Annotated in this window: 25 protein-coding genes, 1 tRNA gene and 1 other RNA gene; 6 read left to right on the forward strand and 21 right to left on the reverse strand. The window is 42.9% G+C overall.

Annotated elements, in window-relative coordinates; genetic code table 11:
* Positions 1 to 376: 376 nt before the first annotated feature.
* The 12 genes from LKD41_RS11230 to LKD41_RS11285 form a co-directional block, all read right to left on the reverse strand.
* A complete protein-coding gene (locus LKD41_RS11230) occupies positions 377 to 1093 on the reverse strand; it encodes a CvpA family protein (RefSeq protein ID WP_227701210.1) in 717 nt (238 codons plus the stop codon).
* Positions 1090 to 2301: a DUF5711 family protein gene (locus LKD41_RS11235; protein WP_227701211.1), complete on the reverse strand. Its 1212-nt coding sequence runs from the start codon at positions 2299 to 2301 to the stop codon at positions 1090 to 1092. Before LKD41_RS11235 ends, LKD41_RS11230 begins: the two co-directional genes overlap by 4 nt.
* Before the next feature lie 81 nt (positions 2302 to 2382).
* Positions 2383 to 3687 carry a LysM peptidoglycan-binding domain-containing protein gene (locus LKD41_RS15835; protein ID WP_227701212.1) on the reverse strand — a complete coding sequence of 435 codons (1305 nt, stop codon included), beginning with the start codon at positions 3685 to 3687 and terminating at the stop codon, positions 2383 to 2385.
* Positions 3688 to 3840: 153 nt separating this feature from the next.
* Entirely contained in the window at positions 3841 to 4788 is a 948-nt protein-coding gene (locus LKD41_RS11245) for a transketolase family protein (protein WP_227701213.1), read from the reverse strand.
* A complete protein-coding gene (locus LKD41_RS11250; RefSeq protein WP_022244306.1) occupies positions 4776 to 5612 on the reverse strand; it encodes a transketolase in 837 nt (278 codons plus the stop codon). Before LKD41_RS11250 ends, LKD41_RS11245 begins: the two co-directional genes overlap by 13 nt.
* Before the next feature lie 40 nt (positions 5613 to 5652).
* Entirely contained in the window at positions 5653 to 6249 is a 597-nt protein-coding gene (gene recR / locus LKD41_RS11255; RefSeq protein ID WP_022244307.1) for a recombination mediator RecR, read from the reverse strand.
* A 26-nt stretch (positions 6250 to 6275) separates the two neighbouring features.
* Positions 6276 to 6632: a YbaB/EbfC family nucleoid-associated protein gene (locus LKD41_RS11260; protein WP_022244308.1), complete on the reverse strand. Its 357-nt coding sequence runs from the start codon at positions 6630 to 6632 to the stop codon at positions 6276 to 6278.
* A gap of 21 nt (positions 6633 to 6653) precedes the next feature.
* A complete protein-coding gene (gene dnaX, locus LKD41_RS11265; RefSeq protein WP_022244309.1) occupies positions 6654 to 8216 on the reverse strand; it encodes a DNA polymerase III subunit gamma/tau in 1563 nt (520 codons plus the stop codon).
* A 20-nt stretch (positions 8217 to 8236) separates the two neighbouring features.
* Positions 8237 to 9310, reverse strand: coding sequence for a 6-phosphofructokinase (locus LKD41_RS11270; protein ID WP_227701214.1), 1074 nt, complete (start codon positions 9308 to 9310; stop codon positions 8237 to 8239).
* A gap of 108 nt (positions 9311 to 9418) precedes the next feature.
* Complete coding sequence (locus LKD41_RS11275; protein WP_227701215.1) at positions 9419 to 10861, reverse strand: aminoacyl-histidine dipeptidase; 1443 nt, start codon at positions 10859 to 10861, stop codon at positions 9419 to 9421.
* Positions 10861 to 11223: a PqqD family protein gene (locus tag LKD41_RS11280; RefSeq protein WP_022244312.1), complete on the reverse strand. Its 363-nt coding sequence runs from the start codon at positions 11221 to 11223 to the stop codon at positions 10861 to 10863. The genes LKD41_RS11275 and LKD41_RS11280 overlap by 1 nt, the downstream gene beginning before the upstream one ends.
* An 87-nt stretch (positions 11224 to 11310) precedes the next feature.
* Entirely contained in the window at positions 11311 to 13224 is a 1914-nt protein-coding gene (locus LKD41_RS11285; RefSeq protein WP_227701216.1) for an OPT family oligopeptide transporter, read from the reverse strand.
* 181 nt (positions 13225 to 13405) lie between these two features.
* Here LKD41_RS11285 and LKD41_RS11290 point away from each other — a divergent pair.
* A tRNA-Ser gene (locus LKD41_RS11290) sits at positions 13406 to 13491 on the forward strand.
* Between the two features lie 74 nt (positions 13492 to 13565).
* Here the strand turns inward: LKD41_RS11290 and LKD41_RS11295 are convergent.
* From LKD41_RS11295 to LKD41_RS11305, 3 genes are read right to left on the reverse strand one after another with little or no spacing between them, the layout of a single operon-like run.
* Positions 13566 to 14525 (reverse strand): cation diffusion facilitator family transporter, encoded by a 960-nt coding sequence (locus tag LKD41_RS11295; protein ID WP_227701217.1) that lies wholly within the window; start codon positions 14523 to 14525, stop codon positions 13566 to 13568.
* A 55-nt stretch (positions 14526 to 14580) separates the two neighbouring features.
* Entirely contained in the window at positions 14581 to 15723 is a 1143-nt protein-coding gene (locus LKD41_RS11300) for a sensor histidine kinase (RefSeq protein ID WP_227701218.1), read from the reverse strand.
* Positions 15720 to 16400 (reverse strand): response regulator transcription factor, encoded by a 681-nt coding sequence (locus tag LKD41_RS11305; RefSeq protein WP_022244316.1) that lies wholly within the window; start codon positions 16398 to 16400, stop codon positions 15720 to 15722. The genes LKD41_RS11300 and LKD41_RS11305 overlap by 4 nt, the downstream gene beginning before the upstream one ends.
* Positions 16401 to 16498: 98 nt before the next feature.
* On the opposite strand from LKD41_RS11305, the gene LKD41_RS15985 reads away from it, so the two are divergent.
* The 3 genes from LKD41_RS15985 to LKD41_RS11320 are packed head-to-tail and all read left to right on the forward strand — an operon-like array spanning position 16499 to position 18493.
* Positions 16499 to 16642 carry a CD1871A family CXXC motif-containing protein gene (locus LKD41_RS15985; RefSeq protein ID WP_117842132.1) on the forward strand — a complete coding sequence of 48 codons (144 nt, stop codon included), beginning with the start codon at positions 16499 to 16501 and terminating at the stop codon, positions 16640 to 16642.
* A complete protein-coding gene (locus tag LKD41_RS11315; RefSeq protein WP_022244317.1) occupies positions 16635 to 17543 on the forward strand; it encodes a 4Fe-4S binding protein in 909 nt (302 codons plus the stop codon). The genes LKD41_RS15985 and LKD41_RS11315 overlap by 8 nt, the downstream gene beginning before the upstream one ends.
* Before the next feature lie 41 nt (positions 17544 to 17584).
* Positions 17585 to 18493 (forward strand): TlpA disulfide reductase family protein, encoded by a 909-nt coding sequence (locus LKD41_RS11320; RefSeq protein ID WP_227701219.1) that lies wholly within the window; start codon positions 17585 to 17587, stop codon positions 18491 to 18493.
* Positions 18494 to 18650: 157 nt separating this feature from the next.
* Here the strand turns inward: LKD41_RS11320 and LKD41_RS11325 are convergent, their stop codons facing one another.
* From LKD41_RS11325 to LKD41_RS11340, 4 genes are all read right to left on the reverse strand, one after another.
* Positions 18651 to 19514, reverse strand: coding sequence for a DUF4300 family protein (locus LKD41_RS11325; protein ID WP_227701220.1), 864 nt, complete (start codon positions 19512 to 19514; stop codon positions 18651 to 18653).
* Entirely contained in the window at positions 19498 to 19857 is a 360-nt protein-coding gene (locus LKD41_RS11330) for a hypothetical protein (RefSeq protein WP_022244320.1), read from the reverse strand. Before LKD41_RS11330 ends, LKD41_RS11325 begins: the two co-directional genes overlap by 17 nt.
* A gap of 37 nt (positions 19858 to 19894) precedes the next feature.
* Positions 19895 to 21658, reverse strand: a complete 1764-nt coding sequence (locus LKD41_RS11335; RefSeq protein ID WP_227701221.1) for a sensor domain-containing diguanylate cyclase — start codon at positions 21656 to 21658, stop codon at positions 19895 to 19897.
* Positions 21659 to 21748: 90 nt separating this feature from the next.
* Positions 21749 to 23380 carry an N-acetylmuramoyl-L-alanine amidase gene (locus tag LKD41_RS11340; RefSeq protein ID WP_227701222.1) on the reverse strand — a complete coding sequence of 544 codons (1632 nt, stop codon included), beginning with the start codon at positions 23378 to 23380 and terminating at the stop codon, positions 21749 to 21751.
* 292 nt (positions 23381 to 23672) lie between these two features.
* On the opposite strand from LKD41_RS11340, the gene LKD41_RS11345 reads away from it, so the two are divergent.
* Complete coding sequence (locus LKD41_RS11345; protein WP_227701223.1) at positions 23673 to 24320, forward strand: hypothetical protein; 648 nt, start codon at positions 23673 to 23675, stop codon at positions 24318 to 24320.
* A complete protein-coding gene (locus tag LKD41_RS11350; RefSeq protein WP_227701224.1) occupies positions 24293 to 24451 on the forward strand; it encodes a hypothetical protein in 159 nt (52 codons plus the stop codon). The genes LKD41_RS11345 and LKD41_RS11350 overlap by 28 nt, the downstream gene beginning before the upstream one ends.
* 379 nt (positions 24452 to 24830) lie before the next feature.
* Here LKD41_RS11350 and LKD41_RS11355 read toward each other — a convergent pair whose 3' ends face one another.
* Both LKD41_RS11355 and ffs read right to left on the reverse strand, forming a co-directional pair.
* Positions 24831 to 25769, reverse strand: a complete 939-nt coding sequence (locus tag LKD41_RS11355) for an ROK family glucokinase (RefSeq protein ID WP_227701225.1) — start codon at positions 25767 to 25769, stop codon at positions 24831 to 24833.
* 100 nt (positions 25770 to 25869) lie between these two features.
* Positions 25870 to 26131: signal recognition particle sRNA large type (gene ffs / locus LKD41_RS11360), an RNA gene on the reverse strand.
* Between the last annotated feature and the right edge of the window lie 19 nt (positions 26132 to 26150).

A 26150-nucleotide genomic window follows, 5' to 3' on the forward strand; every position in this document is an offset into this window, starting at 1 on the left:
TGATTTTGTAATCTTTTGATTACGTTTTTCTCAAAATCTTTCAAGGTTATTTCACTGTTCAGTTATCAAGGTTCTTTGTGTTTTGTTGCTGACCTGCAACTTTTACAGAATATCATGTCTGTCAGCTTTTGTCAACAACTTTTTTTATTTTTTTAATTCTTATCTCCCGCCGCAGCAGGCGTTTCCTGCGCGGTGGAGTTTTATAATAGCACGTCATTTTCGGGATGTCAACACCCTTTTTTCGGTTTTTTTACACACTTTTTTCAGGCGGTTTGTGGTTCCTAACAAAAAGCAATAGATATTGTGGATTCTGTTTTTTCATCCTACAATATCTATTTGCTGATATTTTTATGTCATTTTAAATTTTTTATACATTTTAGAAAATCCCGGCAAATATCTGTACCAGAAGATTATGCTGATAGAGGAATGCGAGGAACTCATTTTCTCCGATATATGTCACCAGCCGCGTGCCCAAATCTGTGGCTGCCATAATATGTATCAGATAAAATACCACCCAGACAATGAGAAATCCTTTTATGCTGCCTGCCAGCATTCCAAGGAACCGGTTGATTCCTTTCAGAACCGGAAGCTTCACCACCAGATCCAGCACATTCAAAATAATATGAAGAACCAGATATACCACCACATATGTCACTATGCAGGCAATCAGGCTGATGATAAAATGCGTGATTTTTTGTGCCATTGCCTGATAAACTCCGCTATCTGCCAGTGCCTGATGGACCGCATCACTTCCCGCTTCTGCCGCTTTGTCCATAAGGGCATCCAGTTCTCCGCCACTGATACCATTTTCTTCTAACTGCTGTCTGGTCTCTTCGGACTTCTCCTGTGCTTCCCGGTTCAGCCGGTCCTGCGCATTTTTTTCCACATGCTCTAAGCATTTCTCCGTGATTCTCTCATCCAGCTCTGTGTTTTCTTCTATATAGGTTGTAATCTTTGGAGCTGCAACTGACACCACTGCAAGGGTGATAATCATTGCAAGCAGGGAGAATACTATTTTTATAAATCCACGGAAGTATCCCTCCAGGGCACATACTACCAGGATTCCAATCACACATATCAATAACCAATTCACTTCAGTCTTACCTTCTCTGTTGTTCCTTCCATTATAAATATATAACCATTCTGGCTGCCGTCTGAAATCACATCATACAGTGGTGTATCAAATGTATAGGAAAATTTCTTTACACCATATGTATTGTAAATCTGACACTCTGTGGCGTTCCGGATACAGATTTCCCCATTTCCAAGGAAGTCCACATTTTCATAATCCATGGTAAAATCCTTGCTTAATACATGTTTGCCACCGGTATTATAAATTTCCATATGGCGGCTTTCTTCTGTGCTTTCGGTATCGGATTCTGCCTGCACATCATTATTGTAAATGATGCCAATATAATTTTCACTGGTAAATACGCTCTTTATTTCCTGGTTCAGTGCAATTTCATCATCCGGCTCCGGCTTCTGGGTACCGCTGAATAAAATAATTTTGGAATCGCCAAATGCCACCAGACGGTTGTTATCGGTAAATTCTATCTGTGGTATTATCACATCCGGATAGTCGAAGCTTCCTACCATATAATCAATCTCATTTTGTCCTACTGAGCCAAAATTGTAACATTTGATTGTGCTGCATACTTCTCCATTATTGACCGTAAGCATGGATACCGCCAGCTTCTTTCCGTCATTGCAAAGGGAAATGTCCAGCGGATAGCCGCTTTTTTCTGTATAGAATGCGCCGGACACCAGATTTTTACCATTTTTGTCATACATACGGATGTAATTCTCTCCGTCACTCTCCATCCATACTGCCACAACGCCCTGGTTGGCTACGCTTATTCTGGAGATGTTCATCGGTGTCTCAATTTTGCCCTGCATTCCCGCCTGATTCATGATATAGATTTCAGTTCCGCCCTTATCTGCCAATGCCACATAATCCTCACAGACATCTGCCATTGGTTCTTTCATCTCATAGGTCTGGTTCCAGTACACTTCATCATTGGCGTCGGTATAAATTGCCCCATCGTTACTATATTTGATAAAACCATTTCCATATGCAAGAAACTGGCTTCCAGCAGTGTCCTGACGTTCCACGCTTTTTTCTACCGTGTAACTATTATATTTCCGCAATTTCTGAAAAAAGAAAATCCCCAATGCCACAACAGCCGCCAGCGCCAGCAACAACAATATGATTTTTATTATTTTCAAACGATGTTTCCGTATTTTGGTATTCAGTTCTTCTTCGTCTGTTTCGATGGTACGAAACTGTGTTTTATCTGCCATTTCTGTTTCTTAACTCCTGCTGTTCTCTTCACTCTTCTATTGATTATAGCCTATATTCCATGTTTCGGCATTATTTTTTTCTTATGGAAGTATTAATTTTTCGCCAACCTTTATATTATCGACATTTTCAATCCCATTTGCCGCACACAAATCTGCTACATGAGAAGCATCCTGATATATCTTTTTACTGATGGAAATCATGCTGTCTCCCGGCTGCACGATATAATAACCCTGCTGCAATATAATTTCAGCCTCGGACTGGGGCTGTGTACTTGCGGATGCTGCCTGGTCAGATGTATTATCCGGTGCTGCCGTGTTATCCGGTGCTGCCGTATTATCCGGTGCTGCCGTGTTATCCGGTGCTGCCGTGTTGTCCGCAACCTGTAAGTTTTCTACATTCTCTTTTTCCGTTGGTTCTACCTGTCCCGCAAGGTCCTCGATGACCAGCTTTGTCTGGGTTTCCGTATCCGGTGCAGGGTCTGTTCCTGATGAATCATTTTTCTGTTCCATGACACTGACCGCAGTTTCTAATTTCTTCATTTTCTCATAATTATTGAACATGCTGATGCCTACAACTATGATTGCAATAACCACCAGAAGACCACTTCCATAAACCAGTGAATGAAATGCCGGCAGTTGAAAATTCTTTTTTGGTCTGTTTAAAACCAGCTCCCGGTAGTTTTTTAATGCCTCATCCCGGACTTCCTCCGGTTTCACTTCCTGCGGTGTGTCTTTCCTCGATACTATCATATACTCCTGCATCGCCTGGTTGCGTTCATAATAGATATAATAGCCTTCTTTTTTATGAACGGCTCCATCTTCATATATGTATAACGTTTCTTCTTTTTCCAGGGAATCCGACAGCAGCAGAAGTCTATTGTTTCCACCAAAGAAATTTTTCATTATCCGTTCCAGTTCCGGTGTCAGGCAGGGTGCTGTCCCCTTCTCATCATAAAACCAGCCCAGCAGTGTGCTTCCGTCAAAATAGCGTTTAATTAAGGAGCATATTTCTGTCCGGATTTTCTCCTGAAAGACCGGAGCTGTCCCACAATATGCAATTTCCGGCAATTCAAATGCCCCATTTACATAGATATTCGTGTTTTTGCCATGGGTTTCGGTTCTGCCCACCAGAATGCATACCCTCCGTTCATTCATTCCGAGAAATGCCGGATGCAGATAGGTGTATACATAATCTTCTATGAAAATGTGTTTTTCACCCTCTGGCGTCCCTATCTGGCGGAAATTTCGTGGAAACGTTGCCGTATCCTCCGCCTTCTCGTTCGTTCTTCTATTTTCTGTCACTATATTTCCTGTTGCGGTATTTCCTGCCGGTGCATTTCCTGTTGCTGAATTTTCTATTTCCTTCCGTTGTATAATCTCTATCACGTCTGCCGCCCCTTTCCTCTTGTCTTGGGACAACCATAACACAGAGGCGGCGGATTTTTTGCCATATCATGGATGGCGAAAAATGAAGTTTTTGACAGGTTTTTACGAAAAAAGCTGCCACTTTTTCAGTGACAGCTTTCCTTTTTGTCCTTTTTAGTTTTCTTTTACAAAGGCTTTTACCTTTTTGTAGATACTTTCTGCATCCAGTCCGTATTTTGCAATCAGTTCCGGTGCCGGGCCCGACTCACCAAAGGTATCATTTACGCCAATACGGAGTACTTTGGCCGGTGCTTTCTCGCAAAGGACTTCACATACAGCACTTCCAAGTCCACCGATGATGGAATGCTCTTCTACGGTTACGACTTTGCCTGTCTTAGCGGCTGATGCAGCAACTAATTCTGCATCGATTGGCTTAATGGTATGGATGTTGATAATCTCTGCATCAATGCCATCTTCTGCCAACATTTTCTCTGCTGCTAATGTCTCGCTTACTTCCAGTCCGGTTGCAAAGATGGTAACATCTTTTCCTTCTTTTAAGACGATTCCTTTTCCGATTTCGAATTTGTAATCTTCGTTATCGTTAAATACAGGAATTGCAAGTCTGCCAAATCGGAGGTAAACCGGTCCTACATGTTCATATGCCGCTTTTACTGCAGCTTTTGCTTCAATATCATCACTCGGATTGATCACTACCATTCCAGGAATTTCACGCATCAGTGCAAGGTCTTCTAAGCACTGGTGGGTTGCACCGTCTTCTCCTACAGAGATTCCTGCATGGGTTGCACCGATTTTTACATTCAGGTGGGGATATCCGATTGCGTTACGCACCTGCTCATAAGCACGTCCTGCTGCAAACATTGCAAAGGAACTCATGAATGGAACTTTACCGCAGGTAGAAAGTCCTGCTGCGATTCCAGCCATATTTGCTTCTGCAATTCCACAGTCCAAGAAACGTTCCGGAAATGCTTTCTTGAAGATTTCCGTCTTGGTTGCACCTGCCAAATCGGCATCTAATACTACAAGGTCTGTGTGTTCCCTGCCCAGTTCTACTAAAGCATTACCGTAGCTTTCTCTTGTTGCAATCTTCTTTACTTCTGACATAATGCTTCACCTGCTTTCTTCAATTCTTCCATTGCCTGTTCGTACTGCTCGTCATTTGGAGCTTTTCCATGCCAGCCCACCTGATTTTCCATAAAGGAAACTCCTTTTCCTTTGGTGGTCTTTGCGATGATTGCAACCGGCATGCCTTTTACTTTCTTTGCTTCTGCAAAGGCATTACGGATTTCTTCCATATCATTTCCATTGATATTGATTACATGGAAATTGAATGCTTCAAATTTCTTATCAATCGGATATGGAGAACATACTTCTTCTACCGTTCCATCTATCTGAAGGTTATTGTTATCTACGATTACGGTCAGGTTGTCTAAGTGATGTGCGCCTGCCCACATAGCAGCTTCCCAGATTTGTCCTTCCTGAATCTCACCATCACCACACATTGCATATACCTGGTAATCCTTATCATCCATCTTACCAGCCTGTGCCATTCCTACTGCGCAGGACAATCCCTGTCCTAAGGAACCTGCAGACATATCAACACCCGGAATATGTTTCATGTCCGGATGTCCCTGTAAATAAGAACCTGTATGACGCAGTGTCACAAGATCTTCTACAGGAAAATATCCTTTGTGTGCCAGTACAGAATATAATGCCGGAGCTACATGTCCTTTCGACAGCACAAATCTATCGCGGTCTGCCATCTTCGGATTCTTCGGATCCACATTCATCTCTTCAAAATACAGATATGTCATAATATCTGCTGCGGAAAGCGATCCGCCTGGATGTCCGGATTTTGCACTGTGCAATGCCGTAACAATACTTTGTCTTACTTCATTTGCCTTTTTTTCCAACTCTGCATTCGTCATTTTACTTAACCTTTCTCATGAATAAGCTTGTTTGTATCCATTACAACTCCACACGTCCCTCTAACGCGCGAAGTAATGTTACCTCGTCAATGTATTCCAAATCCCCTCCCACAGGGACGCCGCTGGCAATTCTTGAGACCTTGATTCCGGTCGGTTTCACCAGCTTGCTGATATACATTGCTGTTGTCTCTCCCTCTAAACTTGAATTGGTGGCAATAATGACTTCTCTTACATCACCCTCCAGCCGATGTATCAGCTCCTTGAGCTTAATGTCATTCGGTCCGATTCCAAGCATCGGAGATATTGCCCCATGAAGTACATGATATACTCCTTCATATTTTCCAGTTTTCTCATAAGCTGCCAGATCCCTGGTGTCCTCTACTACCATGATTACGCTGTGATCCCGCTGGGGATTTTTGCATATCGGGCAGAGTTCATCATCGGTCAGGGTCAGGCACTCTTTGCAGTAGTGTATATTCTGTCTTGCATCTAATATGGAACGACTTAATTTTTCCACATTTTCTTCCGGCATATTCAAAATATGAAATGCCAGTCTCTGCGCCGACTTTGGTCCAATTCCCGGCAAGCCGGAAAGTTGTTCTATCAGACGGCTTATCTGGCTGCTGTAATAGTCCATTCTGTTTCCTCTTCTCCTTCAGCTGATTAGAATGGGAATCCACCGCCAAGTCCACCCATGCCGCCGGTAATCTTGGACATGGACTGCTGGGAATATTCTTCTATCTGGCGCAGTGCCTCATTGGTTGCTGCCATAATCATGTCTTCTAACATTTCTACATCATCCGGGTCAACTGCTTCCGGATCAATCTTTACTTTGGTTACTTCTTTCTTGCCGGAGACTGTAACTTCTACTGCACCGCCACCTGCTGCGGCTGTTACTTCTTTCTCCTCTAACTCCTTGGATGCCTCTTCCATCTGGCGCTGCATCTTCTGTGCCTGTTTCATAAGGTTTCCCATATTTCCCGGCATTCCGCCTGGAAATCCTCCGCCTCTTTTTGCCATGTTTCCATTTCCTCCTGTATTTTATTCATCTTCAATGGTTATATCCATATTGATTATCTGTGACAAATCCACATAGGATTCTTCAAACGGACGATTCGACTGATTCTGCTGAATCTGAATCTCCACTTCTTTTTCTATATAATCAGAAATCACCTGTCGGATTTCATTTCTGTGGTCTTCCTCTTCCACATAGCCTGCTGCAACCGGGTCATCCAATACAATCATCAGACGGTCATCTCCGCCAAGACTTAAATGTGCTGACTTAAGATAGGTGCGCACCACGCCGCTCATCTTCGGCAGAATGGAATTCCAGTTCTTTACAATCTGTTCCACATCTTCCGGGATTGCTTTTGGCATTGGCGGACGGCTGACCGGTGCTGCTGCCTCGGCCGGCTGTGTCGCGGTATTCACCGGTGCTGCCGTGGGAATTCCCTGCTCCATCTTCTTTTCTAACTTTGCTAACCGGTCTGTAATGGAATCCATGTTGGTCTCCATTGCAGGTTTACATAATTTAATTATTGCAATTTCAATTAAGATTCGTTTCTGGGAAGAATATTTTACCTGATTGGACAGTTCCGAGAAAATCCGGATATACCGCATCAGTACATCTGCTTCTACCAACCGGGCTTCTTCTTTTAAAAGTGCCATGTTCTCAGAAGACATATCTAAGACTTCTTCCATATCGTCTGAGCCTTTTAACAAAAGCAGGTTTCTTAAATACCAGGTAAAGTCATTGACAAACTGTCCTAAATCTCTTCCCTCGATGACCAGCTCTTCTAACTGCGAAATGGCTCCTGCCACATCTTCTGCCAGTACTTTCCGCAGTAATTTAGAAAAGACTTCCGTATCTACTGCACCCAGCACCTCTAACACATGGTCATAGGTCAGCTTCTGTCCCAGATAAAAGGCGATGCACTGGTCTAAAAGGCTTAAGGCATCCCGCATGGATCCGTCTGCCGCTTTGGCAATATAGCGGATTGCCCGTTCTTCCACTTCCACATTTTCCTTTTCCATCAGTTCCATCAGGCGGTCTGATATGGTCTCAATGGAAATTCTCCGGAAATCATACCGCTGACATCTCGAAAGAATCGTAATCGGTATCTTATGGGCTTCCGTAGTTGCCAGTATAAAAATGACATAGGAAGGCGGCTCTTCCAGGGTCTTCAACAAAGCGTTAAAGGCTCCGATGGAGAGCATGTGCACCTCGTCTATGATATAAACTTTGTATTTTCCTTCTGTCGGGCGGTATGCTACCTCTTCCCGGATTTCACGGATATTATCTACACCGTTATTGGATGCCGCATCAATTTCGATAACATTCATGGAACTTCCTGCCGCAATTGCTTTACAGCTTGCACATTCTCCACAAGGGCTTCCATCTACGGGATGTTCGCAGTTGACTGCCTTGGCAAATATTTTTGCGATGGTTGTCTTACCGGTTCCTCTCGTTCCACAGAACAGATATGCATGGCCGATACGGTCTGCCTTTATCTGGTTCTTTAAGGTTGTTACTATATGCTCCTGTCCTTTGACATCCGCGAATTCCTGTGGGCGGAACTTACGGTAAAGTGCCATGTATGACATCTATTCCATCCTCGCTTCTCTTAATCTCCAAAGCTGATTCCAATGGTCTTTGCTTCTTTAATCATCTGACAATCCGGGTCAACAGTCTTTAACTTGCCAGCCACATCCTTCAGTGGAACACGCTTTGTCTTATCATTAATCATCGCAATCATGTATCCGTAATCTTCATCAATGATTGCCTGGGCTGCTGCTGCACCAAGTCGTGTACAGAGTGCACGGTCATATGGGCATGGGGTTCCGCCACGCTGGGTATGGCCCGGTACGGTTACACGTACTTCGGTGCCACTGCGTTTCTCAATCTGGTCTGCAATCTCATAGGATACAGACGGATATTTATAATTCTTTAGCTTCTCTTTGTATTCTTTCTTGGAAAGTGCTGCATCTTCCTTGGAAATAGCACCCTCTGCTACCGCAAGAATGGTAAAGCCTTTTCCATCCCTGGTTCTCTTATCTATTGCTTTGATGACTTTATCAATATCATATGGGATTTCCGGCAGTAATATGATATCTGCTCCACTGGCAACACCTGCGTACAGGGTCAGCCAGCCCACTTTATGTCCCATGACTTCTACGATAAAGACACGATTATGGGATGCTGCTGTTGTGTGTATACAATCAATGGCTGCACACGCCACGTTGATTGCACTGTAAAAGCCAAAGGTAATATCTGTTCCATAGATATCATTGTCGATGGTCTTCGGCAGATGGATGACATTTAATCCCTCTTCCCGAAGGAGATTGGCAGTCTTCTGTGTTCCGTTTCCGCCAAGGATTACCAGACAATCCAGTTTCAGTTTATGATAGGTCTGCTTCATTGCTTCCACCTTATCCAGCCCGTTCTCATCCGGCACACGCATCAGTTTAAATGGCTGTCTGGAAGAACCTAAGATGGTTCCGCCCTTGGTAAGGATTCCCGAAAAATCCTTTGATGTAAGCAGGCGGTAATCGCCATAAATCAATCCCTTGTAACCATTATAAAAACCGTAGATTTCCAACTCATCCACATTATGACTTAATCCTTTTACCACGCCGCGCATTGCTGCATTTAATGCCTGACAGTCTCCGCCGCTGGTCAACATACCTATTCTTTTCATTTGCTGCATCCCTTTCTTTGCTTATTGTTGTGCATACGCCCACACATCCAAAATATATTATAATATATTTTTTTTTAGGGTACAAGCTATAATGCCTGCTTAAGCAATTTATTTACAGGCAATTACTTTTAAGATATAATCCCATACTCTCTTTGTGGAAGAAATGCTTAATTTCTCCTCTGTGGTATGAATGGCAATCATATCCGGTCCGATGGAGACAGCATCCAGTCCGTCAATCTTACCTGCTAAAATGCCACACTCAAGTCCGGCATGAATTGCTTCTACGGTCGGCTCTTTTCCATACATTTCCTTGAAAATGCGGACCATATCATCCCGGAGTACAGAATCCCTGCGGTATTCCCACGCAGGATAATTACCGGTATTGGTGACTCTTCCGCCAAACTCTTCCACCAGCGCAGCAATACGTTTCAAAAGATATTCTTTTGCGGTTCCCACTGCACTTCTTACGGCATACTGCAGAGTCAGCTTGTCTTTTTCCAGAGTCAGAACGCCGAGGTTTAAAGAAGTCTCTACCAGTCCCTTGATGTCATCACTCATGCGAAGAATTCCATTTGGAAGCAGGTTGATTAAAAGCACTGTTTTTCTTGCCGCAGCTTCTGTTAATACTTCCTTCTCACAGTTTTCTTCTACTGCTACGGATATCTGGATATCCGGATCACTGGCGGAAAATTCATGGGTGATTTTCTCTGCAATTTCTTCTATTTTATGGACAAGCTGTGTGGCATCTTCCTGTACCATAAGCTCCGCTGCACTTTCTCTTGGAATGGCATTCTGCTTATTTCCGCCGGATAATGCTGCTATCTGATAATGATATTCATCTTTTAATTCCAAAAGAATTCTTCCCAATAAAATGTTGGAGTTGGCTCTTCCTTTGTCAATTTCCACGCCGGAATGTCCGCCCTTTAAGCCTGCCACATGAATAGAAACAAGATTTCCTGCGCTCTTTTCCCATTCCGCCGGAAGCTCACATACGGTGCTGCATCCACCGGCACAGCTTACCAGCATGATTCCTTCATTTTCAGAATCCAGGTTCAGAAGCTTCTTTGCTTTCAAGTGGGAAACATCCAGTGCTACAGCACCTTCCATGCCAACCTCTTCGGACACGGTACAGATAAATTCGATACGCGGATGTGCAATGCTGTCAGAATCTAAGATTGCCAGTGCATATGCAACTGCAATTCCATCGTCGCCGCCAAGGGTTGTTCCCTTTGCACTGATATAATCTCCGTTTACTTCCAGTGTCAGTCCGTCATTTTCAAAATCGATGGTGCAGCCCGGTTCTTTCTCGCACACCATGTCCATATGTCCCTGAATCATCAGTGGTGCAACGTCTTCATAGCCCGGTGCTGCCTCTTTGATGATAATGACATTTTTTACTTCATCCTGATAATATTCTAAGTTCCGTTCCTTTGCGAAGTTTACCAGATAATTGCTGATTTTCTCCTCTTTATAGGATGGACGTGGAATATTGCTGATTTCTTCAAAATAATGAAATACCTCTTTTGGTTCTAAGCCTGCTAATGCGCTCATTATGATTCCTTCTTTCTTAATTTATTCTCATATACGATAAAATGGTTGTTATGCAGAATCTTGATATACTGGGACAGTCTCTCGTAAAGAGGTTCTGCCTTGTCACCGAATCTTTCTTTTACCAGTGTACCAATCTCATAGATGGTTTTCTTTCCATCCATCTGCTCCCACACGAAGCTGCCGAATTCATCCAGCTCGATATAGCTGTATTTCGGTTTCTTAAATAACACCTGTGCGATTTTGTTAAACACACCTTTGTTATGCATTTTTATTTCTATTTTGCCATCTTTGTTCTTATTACATTCAAATAATGTATTCGGACGTGGGATATAATCTAAATAATTGTCTTTTTTCTTTGCCATATTGCCTCCTGTTATCTTCGCTAGCAGTATAAAACATCTGCCGCCTTTTCGCAAGACGGCAGATGTAAGAACTACTTTATTCTGTTTTTAATTTTCTTTTTTCTTCTTTCCACGGATGAAAAGGATTAAAGTTACGGCAAGTAATGCAAAGAATACCAGTCCGCCAATGTTTCCTAAGCTGAAACCGAATATTGCAGATAAGTTAAATGCATCTGCAAAGGTCTCTCCCTTGAATGGAATGACTGCACAGACTGCAAGGAGAATTCCTACCAGTCCCTCTCCGGCAATCAGACCGGATGAGTAAAGCACTCCATTTTCCACTTTGCGTTTCTTCTCTTCCTCAGATTCACCCTTCTTCTTATCAAAGTATAAGCGGATTAATCCACCAACAATCATCGGTGTGCTTAAGTAAATCGGAAGGTAAAGACCTACTGCAAATGGCAATACCGGAATTCCAAGGATTTCTACTACTACTGCAATACCAACGCCTGCAAATACCAGTACCCAAGGAAGGTTTCCGCCCATAACTCCTTCTACTACCATCTTCATTAAGGTTGCCTGCGGTGCAGGAATTGCTGAGGAACCGTAGCTCCATGCTGCATTTAACAGATATAATACTCCACCGATTGCAATAGCAGATGCTGCTACACCGATGATTTCACCAACCTGCTGTTTCCAAGGTGTTGCTCCTACCAGATAACCGGTCTTTAAATCCTGTGATGTATCTCCGGCGATTGCTGCGATGATACAGATGACAGAACCGATTGCAATAGAAGCTACCATTCCAGTCATTCCGATGGTTCCGGTTGCTTTTAAAATCATCGTTGTGATAAGCAGTGTTGCAATTGCCATTCCGGATACCGGGTTATTGGAACTTCCTACAATACCAACCATTCTGGATGATACGGTTGCAAAGAAGAATCCGAAGATTATGATAATAATTGCTCCAAGAAGGCTTACCGGAACTGCCGGAACCAGCCACATAATAATAGCCATGACTCCAATCGTAAGAATTACGATATTCATTGGAATATCTTTATTGAGGCGGCTGTTGTCACCATTTCCTTTACTTCCATAGCTCTTTAATGCCTGACGGAAGGTCTTTGCGATAAGTGGCAGATTCTTTACCAGGCTGATGATTCCGCCTGCTGCAACTGCTCCTGCTCCAATGTAACGGATATAGTTTGACCAGATTCCTGATGCGCCAAGTTCAGATACCGGAACGCTTGCCGGGAAAATGGTAAGGTCTGCACCAAAGAGTGCGATTAACGGCATCAGTACGAACCAGCCGATTACTCCACCCGCAAAAATGTAGGAAGATACTCTGGCTCCACAGATATAACCAACTCCAAGAAGTGCCGGAAGTACATCCATTCCGACTCCGGAACCCTTGTAAGATTTGATTTCATAAGTCACTTCACTCGGGAATACTTTCAAACCATCTGTGATGAATTTGTATGCTGCTGCAATTCCCAGACCGGCAAATACGGTACTTGCTTTTGCTCCGCCTTCTTCTCCGGCTACCAGTACTTCTGCACAGGCTTTTCCTTCCGGATAAGGAAGCTTTCCATGCTCCTGTACGATTAATGCACTACGAAGTGGAATCATGAACATAACTCCGATGACACCACCGATTAATGCAATCAATGCGATTTCCACTAAAGATGGCATGCTTGTACCACCTTCCTCTGCCCACATAAACAGAGCCGGGAGTGTAAAGATTGCTCCTGCTGCAAGAGACTCTCCGGCAGAACCGATGGTCTGTACCATGTTATTCTCCAGAATGGAGTCCCTTCTTAAAATTACGCGGATAATTCCCATGGAAATTACCGCTGCCGGTATGGATGCCGACACTGTCATTCCTACTCTAAGTCCTAAGTATGCGTTTGCCCCACCGAAAACTACGGCAAGCAGAATACCCAGAATAATAGAGACTGGCGTAAGTTCCGGCAAAACTTTGTCTGCCGGAATATACGGCTTGAACTCTTTTTCATTATTCATTTGTCTAATCCTCCTAGTTATGGTCACTATAACCAATATAAATATTATTATACGGGCATTTTCCAAGTCTGTCAATGAAATCTGCTTGCATCCGGCAGGAAAATATTGTATGATATATGTGTTATTGTGCAAAACACTTTACCACACGAATCCAACAAAGTGTATGCACTCTTTTTTATCTGGAGATGTATCGAAGTGGTCATAACGGGGCGCACTCGAAATGCGTTAGCCCTCCGGGGCACGCGGGTTCGAATCCCGCCATCTCCGTTTCATAAAAAGTGCCGGTGGAATATTCCATCGGCACTTTTTATACACTCCGGCACCTGTGTCCGGTATTATTTTTACTCCGGCAAATCCGGTATCAGTTCTACATAAATCTGGTCAAAGTTTTTCTTTAATTCTTCCCGGATTCCATTTCTGATTCTGGTGAGGGACTGCATTGTAATAATATCGTTGGGGCTGTCTATGTATATTTCCACCCAGGTTTTTCGTCCGGTCTGGATGACATCCAAAAATTCTATCGTATAGGAACAGGTCTGCATATATTGTTCTGCAATGGAACGTATCTGGTCCATCACTTCCTGCTCCGGTGCAAAGAGCACCAGCTCCCTGAGTCCATGCAATATCATTTTCACCGGTTCTACAATTAGGATTAATGCCATCACAATTGCTACTACCGGGTCTATATATGGTGCCAGCCATTCGCACGGTGTCTTCTGCAGAAGGAACTGTCCGAAGAATGCGGCGAATACGCCAAAGCTGCTGACCACATCTAATTTCCAGTTATACATTTCTGCTTTTACTACCACAGATGCATATCGTTTACTGAAATAATGAAGCAGGAAATAGATGATCAGACAGCCGGCAAACACGCCAAACTCAAAGCCTGCAAGCTGGCTGGCATTTACCATATGTCCGCCATGCAGGATGCTCTGCACACTGTCGATTAAAAGCTGGATGGTAACTACTAAAAGTACACTGTACTTGATTACCAGAAATAGAGATTCCACCTGGGAAAATCCATACGGTCTGCGTTCTGTTACCGGCCGGTATAACAGTGGCACCAGCACCAGAAACGGTCCTATCATTATTAAATCTGTCACATCAAATACGCAGTCCATCAGTATTGCATGGGAATGGCTGATATATGCCATAACTCCTTCTGCCACTACAAAGAGTACACTTCCAATAAAGGACAGGTTTATCATTCTTTTTTCCAGTTTCATTTTACTGGCTGCATTCATTTCCATAATTACCGGTAAATCTTCATTGGCTGCACGGACTTTTTTTCGTTCCAGCATCTTCTTTCCTCCCATTTCAGGCTGTCCAAAAGCACATCAGGTATATTTATTCTCTTTAAAAAATCACATCAAAAATCGTCCCGCCAGACGGACTGGACTTAACTGTTATACTGCCATCATGCACTCTCACAATTTCATGAACCAGAGCAAGTCCCAGACCTACGCCCCCCAGTTCCCTGCTTCTGGATTTATCCACACGAAAGAATGGGTCAAACACGCGCTCCCGTAGTTCCTCCGGGATTCCGTTTCCTGTATCCTCTACCGACAGATAAACATGCTTTTCCTTCTGATACGCAGTAACTGTAACCTGTCCACCTGAATGATTATATTTTATTGCATTTTCAACAAGATTATATACCAGCCTGTAAATAAGAATATCACTTCCGACCATTGTTATGTTCTTGCATTTTCCAGCAAGCTTTATATTTTTTTCCTGTGCCAGAGGTTCCAAATCTGCCAGTACTTCATCAACAAGAGCATCAACTGCAATTTTCTCGTCTCTCCCCACCGTCTGAAGTTCGCTCATGTCAAGAAGTGTCTTTACCATCCTGCTGAGTCTGTCATTCTGTTCCGTAACCATCTTTATCGTCTGTAAAGTATCCGTATCATTGCCCGGATGTCTGGTGGAATTATATAAATCAAGCTGTACCTGTATTAAAGACAGCGGGGTCCGAAGCTCATGCGCTGCATTTGCAGTAAATTGTCTTTGTATCTCAAAGGCATCCGAAAGGCGTTCCAGCATTTTGTTATACGAAGTACTAAGCTGGTTCAGTTCTTTCACCTGGTTTTCTTCTATCCGTGAATCTGCCAGATTCTGTGCCTGCACTTCTTCGATTTTATCCGAAAACTCTCTAATCGGCCTGAGAGCACGTCCACTTATAAAATATGTAGCCACTCCACCAAGAAGTGCCAATAAAGTTGAAATTATCAGGCTGCTTTTTTTGTAATCCGTCTTATTGTTGTATACCTGGACTGAAAAATCATTTGCAAATTCATCCCACTTATCTTCCGGAATACTGATATATATTTCGTCTGATTCATTTTCATTCCCATCTCCCTGTGCATCAACAGCCTCCTGCAGGGAATCCATATAATACACACCGTTTTTATAGACCAGCATAGTCAGGCATCCACATATAACCGCAATATATAATGTAATGATACAGGTAAGCCTCCACTGCAGCGACATTCTTCTCATTTATCGGACTCCTCTCGTATTTTATACCCCTCTCCCACCTTGTTCAAAACCGGATCATATCCAAGCACAGACTTTAGTTTTCTTCTGAGTGACGACATATGCACTCTGATGGAGCCGCTAAAGCTATCCACGGACGCATCCCAGACATGCTCTATCAGTTCCTCCTGGCTGACCGGTCTGCCAAGATTAAGAAGAAGATATTCCAGAATACCATTTTCTTTTCTTGTCAGGGGAACCATTTTCCCTTTTGCATATGCCTCGCGTCTTATCGTATTGAACTTAATTTCACCACTTTCCAGGCATATATCCTTCTGCACAAATTTTCTTCTTGTCAGGCTTCTGATACGTGCCTCAAGTTCCTGCAAATGAAACGGTTTTTCCATATAATCGTTTGCACCTGCATCCAGTCCCTCAACCTTATCGGCAATCTGTCCTCTTGCAGATAATATCAGGACCTTCGTCTCCTCATTTTTCTGTCTAAGTTCCCTTAAAATGTCCATTCCATCCATACCCGGCAGATTCAGATCCAGAACAATCAAATCATAATCCTCCGCCAGAATGCATTCCAGTGCCTCTTCCCCGTCATAGCAGGTATCCACCTCGTAACCGGCATCATACAGACTTTTTGCAATTGTGTCACATATTTGTTTCTCATCTTCAACTATTAATAATCTCAAAAGCTTTCACCTGTTTCTTAACAAAAATTTTACAACTACTATTGTATAATACCCAGGTCAGCAGGTCAATAAATTCAACAATTGAAAGGAGCAACGATATCTTGAAGTACCAAAAAATATCTCAAATTGCCTTGCTTATCACCGGTATCACTATGGTCAGCTATGGTGCAATCAGAGGTGAAGCGGCTGCCGTACTTGGCAAAGCAATAAAATTATGTCTGGAGTGTGTCGGAATTGGATAAGAATAAAAAAATAATATCAAAAAGAGCTGCCGGAATACGTGGATGGATACAGGCAGCTGCCACGCTGCTTACTAATATTCATATTCCCAATTTATTCAAGGGTAAAATATATCAGGGCAGTGCTAAAACGGTATGTGTACCCGGATTAAACTGTTATTCCTGTCCCGCTGCATCCGGAGCCTGTCCTATCGGAGCTTTTCAGGCAGTTGTCGGTTCATCGCGATTTAAATTTTCATACTACATAACAGGATTTTTTATTTTACTCGGTGTGACACTTGGGCGATTTATATGTGGTTTTTTGTGTCCGTTTGGATGGTTTCAGGATTTAATCCATAAAATTCCCGGGAAAAAATTTTCTACAGCCCGGCTGAAGCCACTAAGATACCTAAAATATCTTATCCTTATTGTTTTCGTTATACTTCTGCCAATGTTTGTAACGAACTCCATTGGAATGGGGGATCCGTTCTTCTGCAAATACATTTGTCCTCAAGGCGTTCTGGAAGGGGCTATACCTCTTTCACTGGGAAATGCTGCCATACGATCTGCACTGGGAAAGCTTTTTTCTTTTAAATGCCTTATTTTAATTACAGTTGTTGTGTTAAGTATTTTGTTTTACAGACCCTTCTGCAAATGGATTTGTCCTCTCGGGGCAATCTACTCACTGTTTAACAAGGTCAGCTTTCTTAAAATTAAGGTTGAAAACAGTAAATGTGTCGGATGCGGTCAATGTTCCAATGCCTGTAAAATGGATGTTGATGTGCTTAAGACCCCGGATCATCCGGAATGCATACGATGCGGAGCATGTATAAAAGCCTGTCCTAAAGATGCCATCCACTATCAGTTTATGGGCATGCCATGTGAAAAAAGGGCATCCGCAGCCCACAATATTCAGAAAAAGTAACTATTAATCTTATTACCAATTATTCAAAGGAGAACTTATTCATGAAAACAAAAAGAACCGTTATTTCTATTTTTACCCTCTGTACAGCATTATTGTTTACAGCCTGCAGCGGAAAAGGAACTTCAAACACAGAAGCTTCCCGCGATACCCAGACCGAAGCCGCCTCTGAAGCTTCCGGCAGCTCCAACACTACGCTGGATGATTTATATCAGCAGGAGAATCAGCTCTTTGCCGAGCATGAAGATGTATGGAACAAAGCATTTGGCATGATGAATAAAAGCACTGCTGATCCAAGTGGAAATTACGCCGACTATCTGGCTGCCACCGTCGAGTCAAATAAAGACTCATTTACAGACGATGAATTAAAAACTCTTACAGATGATATTGAAACAATTCGAAAAATCGAGGAACAGATAGCAGCAATCGAAAAGGACAATACAGCATCTGACGATGCCTCCCAGAAGGATAATTCTGACGATACCTCTCCTTTCAGGAATTTCTCCGGTCAGGATTATGATGGTAATTCTGTCGACGAAAGCTTGTTTTCCGGAAATGCAGTAACTGTCGTTAATTTCTGGTTTACCGGCTGTAAGCCTTGTGTTGCCGAACTATCTAAGCTTAATGAATTAAATGATACCATCAAATCCATGGGGGGTGAAGTAGTTGGAATCAATACAGAAACCTTTGACGGAAACGAGGATGCCATCAAAGAAGCTGCAGCTGTTCTGGAAAGCCAGGGGGCAGCATACCGCAATCTTTCTATTGACTCTGCTTCAGATGCAGGTAAATATGCCTCTAATATTATGGCATTCCCTACCACAATTCTAGTCGATAGAAATGGTAATATTGTGGGTGATCCGATGCTCGGTGGAATTGATAATCAGGACAACTATGATACCCTGATGAAACAGATTCAATCTGTAATTGATGCTGACGGTGCCAATAAATAAAACGTCGCTGTGGCTGCAGTTCCATTACAGCCATTCTGGTTATATGATATCCGCCGCTTCATCGTCCTTTTTCGAACGATGAGGCGGCGGTTTTTTGCAAATTACATCTATCTGACTTTTACTCCAGCTCCACATAAGTTGTAAAATATTTACTTCTTTAAATATTTTTCTTTAATGTTCCGAGATATTCTCCATTACAATAAACAAAGGGACCTGCTTCACCCTCTTCTCCAAAATATTCCGGTCTTAACGACATAATATCGAGCAATTCATCCATATTATGCACCCTTGTTGCCTGATACGGCTGTTCAAAAGCAATTTTTTCTATAAACAAATAATAGTCACTGTACTTTATCAGAACACCGGTATGCCCCACAAAAACAACATCCGAGTATGGGTCATATATTCCTATACTAAGAAGAGAGAGCCTGTCACTATCCACTTGAAATCCATAATGTTTCCAGCTATCGGAAAATGTATTTTCCGGGTGACTGCCATCTGTTACACTTTTTTCTCCATAGAGTGTGGTAAACATATTTTTATTCTCTTTTATGCTTTCATACCTGTCCACATTATCTATTGCTTCTGTATCAAACATTAAGTAGGTACCCTCATAGCTGTCTTCTGTCGATTCTGCACGGAGCACACCATCCAGCAGAAGAAACGCTGTCATTCTGCAATCAGCATCCGAATAGTCATGGTTCTGTTCCCAGCCATCCATACATTTTCCAATATCTGCTTTCATTTTTCCGGGATCTGACCAGCTATCCTCCAGTCCGGCATTTTTTCCGGCAGTATCCGCGAAATCAGTCGTCCATTCCCGAAATGTATCTACATGGGAAGCTCCTGCTGATTCCAGTTCTTCACAAATCCCGGCAATGGTGTCTTTTCCTCCCATATATGTTGCAGCCGGCAGCTCCTGATTCTGCGATGCTTCTGTACAGGCACACAGCAGCATGGACAGGAATACCATTGCTGCTGACAATCTCATTGTTGTTTTGATTTTATTTTGCCTTTTCAACAGATAATACCTCTCCCTCAAACGGATCTACCTCAGAAATTGTTCCTGTATATTTTACCGTTACAGTATCTCCATTGCTGACATTTTCCAATCCCTCCGGTTTTTCTTCAAAAGTAAAACTATATGGCGTATCATTCTCATCTGTCACAACAAACATAAAATCCTTTATCTCATCAATGGTTCCTGTTAATTCTTTTTCTTCTGCTGTTCCTTCTTCTTTTCCCTCTTCGCTGCTATTTGTGATTGCATTATCCTGCTTCACCTCTGTCTGGCCACATCCTCCAAATAATCCGGCCCAAAATACCATTCCCATTACGATAGTGATTAATTTTTTCTTCATCATCCTATACCTCTTTCTTTTTTATCATATTTTACAGTCTTTAAAATACATCCCTGTAATGCCGCTTTGTAGAATTCCAGTCCACCATCAGTACATAGAACACTCTGCCGTATCGTCCATTTTCCACAATTCTGCCATGGTCAAGCACCCTCAGTGAGGTTCCATCTGCTTTCCGCAGATGGAAGTGTACATAATCATTGGAATGTCCTCCCCCTATCTGCTGCCAGATACTTTCTTCAACCTGCTCTCTTTCTCCTTCTTCAATCAGGTTACGGAAGCTTCCTTTTGTATACTCCTGCAGTTCTGCCATGTTCCTGCATCCGGTGAGACGGATCATCTCATGGTTCGCAAAAAGAATTTCATCATTTTCTTTATCTGCTTTATAAATAATAAATGCTCCCGGAAGATTTTCCGAAACATCCTTCAATGCAAATCCAAGCTGCTTTCTGATTTCAAGTCCAATTCCTTCCCGGTACTGAAGACAGCCATTTTTCCCGTCAAGCTTTACTTCATAAAGTGCTGCATCTGCACAGCGCATCAACCGTGAATAGTTTTGTCCCTGCAACGGATACTCTGCATATCCCAGGGAAATAGTATATGTCACTTTTTCACCTTCATACCAGAAAGAACGCTTCTTTTTTGTAAACTGCTCCAGCTTTTCCCTTACTTCTTCGCCGGTGCAATTATCTAAGAAAATGCAGAATTCATCTCCACCTTTCCGTCCAAGCACTGCATGTTCCGGGAACGATTTCCGCATGCTTTCTGCTAATATCTGTAATGCCCTGTCTCCGGATTCATGTCCATACATGTCATTAATAAATTTGAAATCATCAATGTCAAACTGCGCTGCCACGCAAGAAGCTTCCGGATACTTTTTCAAATACTGTCTTACCTGCTCCTCAAATCCATGCCTGTTATTGATTCTGGTCAATACATCGGTTACAGCCAGCTTTTTAAATCTATTTTTATGCTCATCCAAAGCCAAAATCATAGAGACAAGTCCCGTCAGCAGCAGAACAATCAACAGTCCGCCAGCCAGCATTCCATAAAAGTGCTCATAATTCGACCAGCCTGCCTTTGGCATGATTTCCAGTTTCCACCGACTTCCAACTGCTTCAAATTCATAAGCAACCGGATCCGTCAGAATTGCTCCTGAGCTACATACTTCTTCATATGTTGTATCCCATGGGGAAACGGTCTTTGATAACGTATAATCATAGTCAAAATCCGAAAGTGCTTTTAATGAATCAAAAAAAACATCCGGTACACGGATAATTACAATGGTAAATCCCCAGAATTCTTCTTCTCCGTTTTCATTTTTCAGGTATATCGGATTTCGTACTGCCATTCCGTATCCACCCTGCTCTAACTGAAACGGTCCCTGCATAATTTCAATATGGTTATCTCTGGCATAACGGGAAATTTCTCCCCTACCTGCATCATTGAACAAGTCGATTTTTCCGGCTTCATTGCCCTCTTCCGGATATACCTCTGTTACTACACCATCCGGTGCAAGCTGGATACTCTGGACGGAATCCATCATCATATCCTCTGCCACCTCTGAAAATTTATTAATCCTGCCATTTTCACTGACCAGAAGCTGCTTTAAAGCTTTTGTAACTCCAACTTCCTGCATAATATCAGACTTTACCCGCTCAGAATATACCATTGCATTCAGATTCGCCATTTTTCTGCTATTGTTTTGCTGTATATTTCCTACTCCATATAATACAGCTCCCAAAGCAGTCATCCCAAGCAGTAATACCATGACTGGCAATATTATTTTTCTCTTTTGTATCCGCATTTTCTGTCCTCACAATCACCCGAAAATCTTATTTCTCTTTTGCCATTTTCCCCTCAATCCATGTACTCTCCACTGATACCTTTTTCAGCTTTACTGAAATGCCACCACTTCGTAGCCTGCCGCCTGCGCCGCATCAATAAATCTTCCAAGAATGGCTGTATTGGTGGTAGACTCCGCATGTAAAAGATAAATTGCTCCCGGATGCATCCGGTCTTTTAATTTTTGTAACGCTTCTGACTCGCCTGGCTGGTTATTGACATCATAGTCCTTGTATGCAAAGCTCCAGAACACGCTCTTGTAGTTGCAGTTATTGACCACTGCTAAGGACTGGTCACTGAATTTACCCGCCGGGAACCGGAACAGGTGCATATCATAGCCAAAATTATCCTTAATATACTGATGGTTCTCCATGACTTCATTTTTCTGCTGCTCCAGGCTCTGGGATGGAAGGCCCTCGGACGGATGGGTCACGCTGTGATTACCAATCTCATGTCCCTCGTCAATCATCCTCTGTACCAGCTCCGGCTGTGCCTTGGCATATGGCTCTGTCACAAAAAAGGTTGCCTTTACGCCCTTTTCCTTTAAAGTATCTAAGATTTGCGGCGTACAGCCATATTCGTAGCCTTCGTCAAAGGTCAGATAAATCTTCTTTTCATCTGCTCCGATAAAATTCGCCTGATAGTCTCCGTATTTTTCCTGATAAGAAACAGCTCCAATCGGCCGGTTCTCTTCATCAAAATTCACGCCCTGCCCCCAGTTCTGACAGGTTCCATCCAAAGCTTCCACATTGGCAATCTGCTGGTTGGTAATAACTTCTCCAACGTTTTTCGTATCTTCTGTGGCGGTACTGTCTTCTGTGCTGCCGGAGGTTCCATCTGTGTCTGTATCACCTGTTGTAGTATCTCCGATGGACGTATCTGCTTCTGTATTTCCACCTGTTCCGTCACCATGGTAAGTCTTATAAGTAGCAATAATGGCATCTCCAATAGCCGCCGCATATGCTTCCTTATTATCATCAAAAAGCTGATTGTCTTTTGCATTATTCATAAATCCCATTTCAATGATGCAGGATGGCATATGGGAATGGCTGTTTACATAATAGTCCTTTGAACTGCTCTTCTGGGTTCCCTTCTTCACATCACGGTCGCGCTGTACACCAACTCCGGCTAATCCCTGCTGGATATTTCCGGCAAGTCCCATGGTCTCTTCGTTGGCTCCACTGTATACCCATGTCTCTACTCCATATCCCTCTCCGGTATTCCGGTGCAGGGATACATAATAATCTGCTTCCGCTTCATTTGCTATATCACATCTCTCTGACAGTTTTAAGAAGGTATCATCACTTCGTGTCATGATGACATTCACATCTTTTTCCTGCAAATAACTCTGTACGGCAAGTGCCAGGGCAAGAGTATCATCTTTCTCATAGCGGTTCTTATAGTCAGAACCATTGTCCTTTCCGCCGTGTCCCGCATCAATGCACACCGTCAGTCCCTTCTTATCCGGTTCCTTCTCCTCTTTATCTCCGGACAGCTTTTCCAGTATACTGATGGTATAGTCTCCATTCCCATCTATAATAGGAAGATGTTTTTCCAAAACACCGGTCAGAAGGTTTACGATTCCCAGCACCAACAGCAATACCAGTACACAAAAAGCTGCTGAAATTGCATTTCTTATTCTCTTTAATTTCTTTCTTCGTTCTCTTTCTCTTCTTGTAGACAATGTTTTTCTCCGTTGTTTCTTATGTTCTCCGTAATTGCTTACAATCTATTTTCATTGTAAAGCAGCCCCCGCGGTGGGTCAATTTAAGATTTCTTAAATTTTTCTCATAAACTGGTTTAATCCTGTTTTAATCTGTGTTAAATTATGATTTAATCGTATTTAATATGATAATGTGTTAGTTTGTTATAATTTCTACTTAAAGTGTATTTGCCACTGCATATTTCAGTTGAGCGGCTATTTTGTCTATTTTATAGCATTTTCATTTTTCCGATTGATTTAAGGGGGTATTCGAATGATTATCCGAAACGGTCTTGTATGGGGTGATGACTTCACTTTCCATGAAAAAGACTTATATATCGATGATGCTACACATACAATCGTAGACAAACCCGTTTCCGAATATGAGGAAATTCTGGATGCAAAAGGCAATTATGTGATTCCGGGACTGGTTGATGTGCATATCCATGGTGCAAAGGGTCATGATTTCTGTGACGCAAATACAAACGGACCTTCCGATATTGCGGCTTACCTGTATTCCTGCGGTGTTACATCCTTCTGTACAACATCCATGACTTTACCGGAAAACCAGCTTATGGAAATCTTTGAAACTGTTTCCGGTGTACCGGATGACGGAAACCACGCCTATGTAGCCGGTATCCATATGGAAGGTCCTTTCCTTTCCCCGGCAAAGAAGGGTGCCCAGAAAGAAAGTTACCTCTGCAACCCTAGTGTAGACGTATTTTGCCGCTTATTAGAATCTTACAGTGGCAAAATAAAGTTAATTACCATCGCTCCGGAACTTCCGGGAGCAGACAAATTTATCGAAAAATTCCATGATGAAGTTGCTATTTCTCTTGGACACTCTACTGCTTCTTATGAAATTGCCTCAAAGGCCTTCGCAGCGTTTTCCGCATGTTTGGAGATGACCGCGTCATCTTAATCAGCGATGCCATGCGTGCAACCGGAATGGCAGATGGTACTTATGAACTTGGCGGACAAACTGTATACAAAAAAGGTCGTTTTGCAACCCTGCTAAGAGCATTGGAATGGAGAAAACCATCGGCAGCCTGACCCCGGGTGCAAGGGCTGATGTACTGCTGTTGAATAAGAAATACGAATTAGAACGCATATTATAATTATTTAATCATCTTTTAATTATTTAGTCTCCTCTTTCTTTTTACTGGACTTTGTGTCTTTTTCAAGGTCCAAGAGACCCCTTTGGTTCTCGCAATAAATCAACTACGAGAAACACGCTTTGCGAGTTTCTCGAGTTATCGCGGTGCTCGTCAAATCTGAGTAGAAAAGAAGTTCGCTCAAGCAAGCTTGGCTCCTTCTTTTCTCCCAGATTTTTCTCGCTACTCGCGTAAGAAAAGCCTCCGTCCCAGGACGGAGGCTTTTCACTTACTTACGAAAGAATCTCGCAAAGCATGTTTCTCGATTCATCTGATTCTTAGTCTAATATCATCTGCACGCAGCCGTACATTCCGGCATCATTTCCAAGGGATGCCAATGCAAACTTGGTGTCCTTGCAGGATGCAAATGCATGCTCTTTGAAATGTTTTGCTACGGTATCAATTAAAATATCTCCTGCCCTGGATACGCCGCCACCGATTACGAATACCTGTGGGTTAACGACACAGGCAATATTAGATAACGCCATACCAAGTGTCTCGCCTAAGATTTCTACCGCCTCTAATGCCAGAGCATCTCCTTTTTTTGCCTCATCAAAGATATCCTTTGCTGTCAGCGGTTCAAATCCGCGTAAGGAAGACTCAGCATCTTTCTCAGTCAAAAGTTTCTTCGCTATGCGGACGATTCCGGTAGCTGATGCGTACTGCTCTAAGCAGCCATGTCTGCCACATCCGCAGGTATCTTTTTCCTCTGTATTGACGGTAATATGTCCAATTTCGCCGCCCGCTCCGTTTGCGCCCGGAATAATTTTGCCATTATGAATGATTCCGCCGCCAACACCGGTTCCAAGCGTAACCATAACGACTCCGGTGTAACCTTTTCCACCGCCCTGCCACATCTCGCCAAGGGCTGCTACATTCGCATCATTTCCTACTTTAACCGGAAGACCTGTCTTACTACTTAATTCATCGGCAACCTGAACCTGTCCCCATCCGAGGTTTACACATACGGAAACAGAGCCATCTTCTAATACAGGGCCAGGAACACCTACGCCGATTCCTTCCACATCTTCTTTTGCAATGGATGCTGATTTCATTTTCTCGTCAATGGATGCTGCCACATCATCTAAAATATGTCCACCATTATCTGCCTTGTTGGTTGGGATTTCCCACTTATCCAGCATTTTTCCGCTGGTCTCAAATAATCCGATCTTACAGGTAGTTCCACCAATGTCTACGCCAAAACCGTACTTCTTCATCTTTATCTCCTTTATTATATTAAATTTTCTTCTCTCCGACTTTCTTATGAAGAACCCTTATCTTTATTATATTATAATTTTTAATTTTATGCATTAAAAACCGAGCATCCTGTTTTGAATTCTCGTTGCAAACGTTACCTGAACAGCCAACTCAGTCCAGGCGACCTTACGGCACACAGGAGCTTCCGCTTAGGGCTGCTTCATTCCTGACCTGACCCGGTTCACAGATTCCTGTTGCGTAAGACCCAGACATCAACGCCACTTATTCAGGGCTGCTTTACAATTTCAAACCCGAGACAGGATATCACCCCAGCTATAGCGGATTGCTGGTACAGGGCACCGCTGCCACCCCGGCTGCTCGGAATCTAAATTATAGCCTAT

The organism is Roseburia sp. CLA-AA-H209, assembly GCF_020687575.1.
Lineage (GTDB): Bacteria > Bacillota > Clostridia > Lachnospirales > Lachnospiraceae > Roseburia_C > Roseburia_C amylophila.

Excerpts from the sequence above, each read along its gene's own strand:
- LKD41_RS11235 (WP_227701211.1), bottom strand. The coding sequence starts at position 2,301 with ATGGCAGATAAAACACAGTTTCGTACCATCGAAACAGACGAAGAAGAA.
- LKD41_RS11245 (WP_227701213.1), bottom strand. The coding sequence starts at position 4,788 with ATGTCAGAAGTAAAGAAGATTGCAACAAGAGAAAGCTACGGTAATGCT.
- LKD41_RS11250 (WP_022244306.1), bottom strand. The coding sequence starts at position 5,612 with ATGACGAATGCAGAGTTGGAAAAAAAGGCAAATGAAGTAAGACAAAGT.
- recR (WP_022244307.1), bottom strand. The coding sequence starts at position 6,249 with ATGGACTATTACAGCAGCCAGATAAGCCGTCTGATAGAACAACTTTCC.
- LKD41_RS11260 (WP_022244308.1), bottom strand. The coding sequence starts at position 6,632 with ATGGCAAAAAGAGGCGGAGGATTTCCAGGCGGAATGCCGGGAAATATG.
- dnaX (WP_022244309.1), bottom strand. The coding sequence starts at position 8,216 with ATGTCATACATGGCACTTTACCGTAAGTTCCGCCCACAGGAATTCGCG.
- LKD41_RS11270 (WP_227701214.1), bottom strand. The coding sequence starts at position 9,310 with ATGAAAAGAATAGGTATGTTGACCAGCGGCGGAGACTGTCAGGCATTA.
- LKD41_RS11275 (WP_227701215.1), bottom strand. The coding sequence starts at position 10,861 with ATGAGCGCATTAGCAGGCTTAGAACCAAAAGAGGTATTTCATTATTTT.
- LKD41_RS11280 (WP_022244312.1), bottom strand. The coding sequence starts at position 11,223 with ATGGCAAAGAAAAAAGACAATTATTTAGATTATATCCCACGTCCGAAT.
- LKD41_RS11285 (WP_227701216.1), bottom strand. The coding sequence starts at position 13,224 with ATGAATAATGAAAAAGAGTTCAAGCCGTATATTCCGGCAGACAAAGTT.
- LKD41_RS11295 (WP_227701217.1), bottom strand. The coding sequence starts at position 14,525 with ATGCTGGAACGAAAAAAAGTCCGTGCAGCCAATGAAGATTTACCGGTA.
- LKD41_RS11300 (WP_227701218.1), bottom strand. The coding sequence starts at position 15,723 with ATGAGAAGAATGTCGCTGCAGTGGAGGCTTACCTGTATCATTACATTA.
- LKD41_RS11320 (WP_227701219.1), top strand. The coding sequence starts at position 17,585 with ATGAAAACAAAAAGAACCGTTATTTCTATTTTTACCCTCTGTACAGCA.
- LKD41_RS11330 (WP_022244320.1), bottom strand. The coding sequence starts at position 19,857 with ATGATGAAGAAAAAATTAATCACTATCGTAATGGGAATGGTATTTTGG.
- LKD41_RS11335 (WP_227701221.1), bottom strand. The coding sequence starts at position 21,658 with ATGCGGATACAAAAGAGAAAAATAATATTGCCAGTCATGGTATTACTG.
- LKD41_RS11345 (WP_227701223.1), top strand. The coding sequence starts at position 23,673 with ATGATTATCCGAAACGGTCTTGTATGGGGTGATGACTTCACTTTCCAT.
- LKD41_RS11350 (WP_227701224.1), top strand. The coding sequence starts at position 24,293 with ATGTTTGGAGATGACCGCGTCATCTTAATCAGCGATGCCATGCGTGCA.
- LKD41_RS11355 (WP_227701225.1), bottom strand. The coding sequence starts at position 25,769 with ATGAAGAAGTACGGTTTTGGCGTAGACATTGGTGGAACTACCTGTAAG.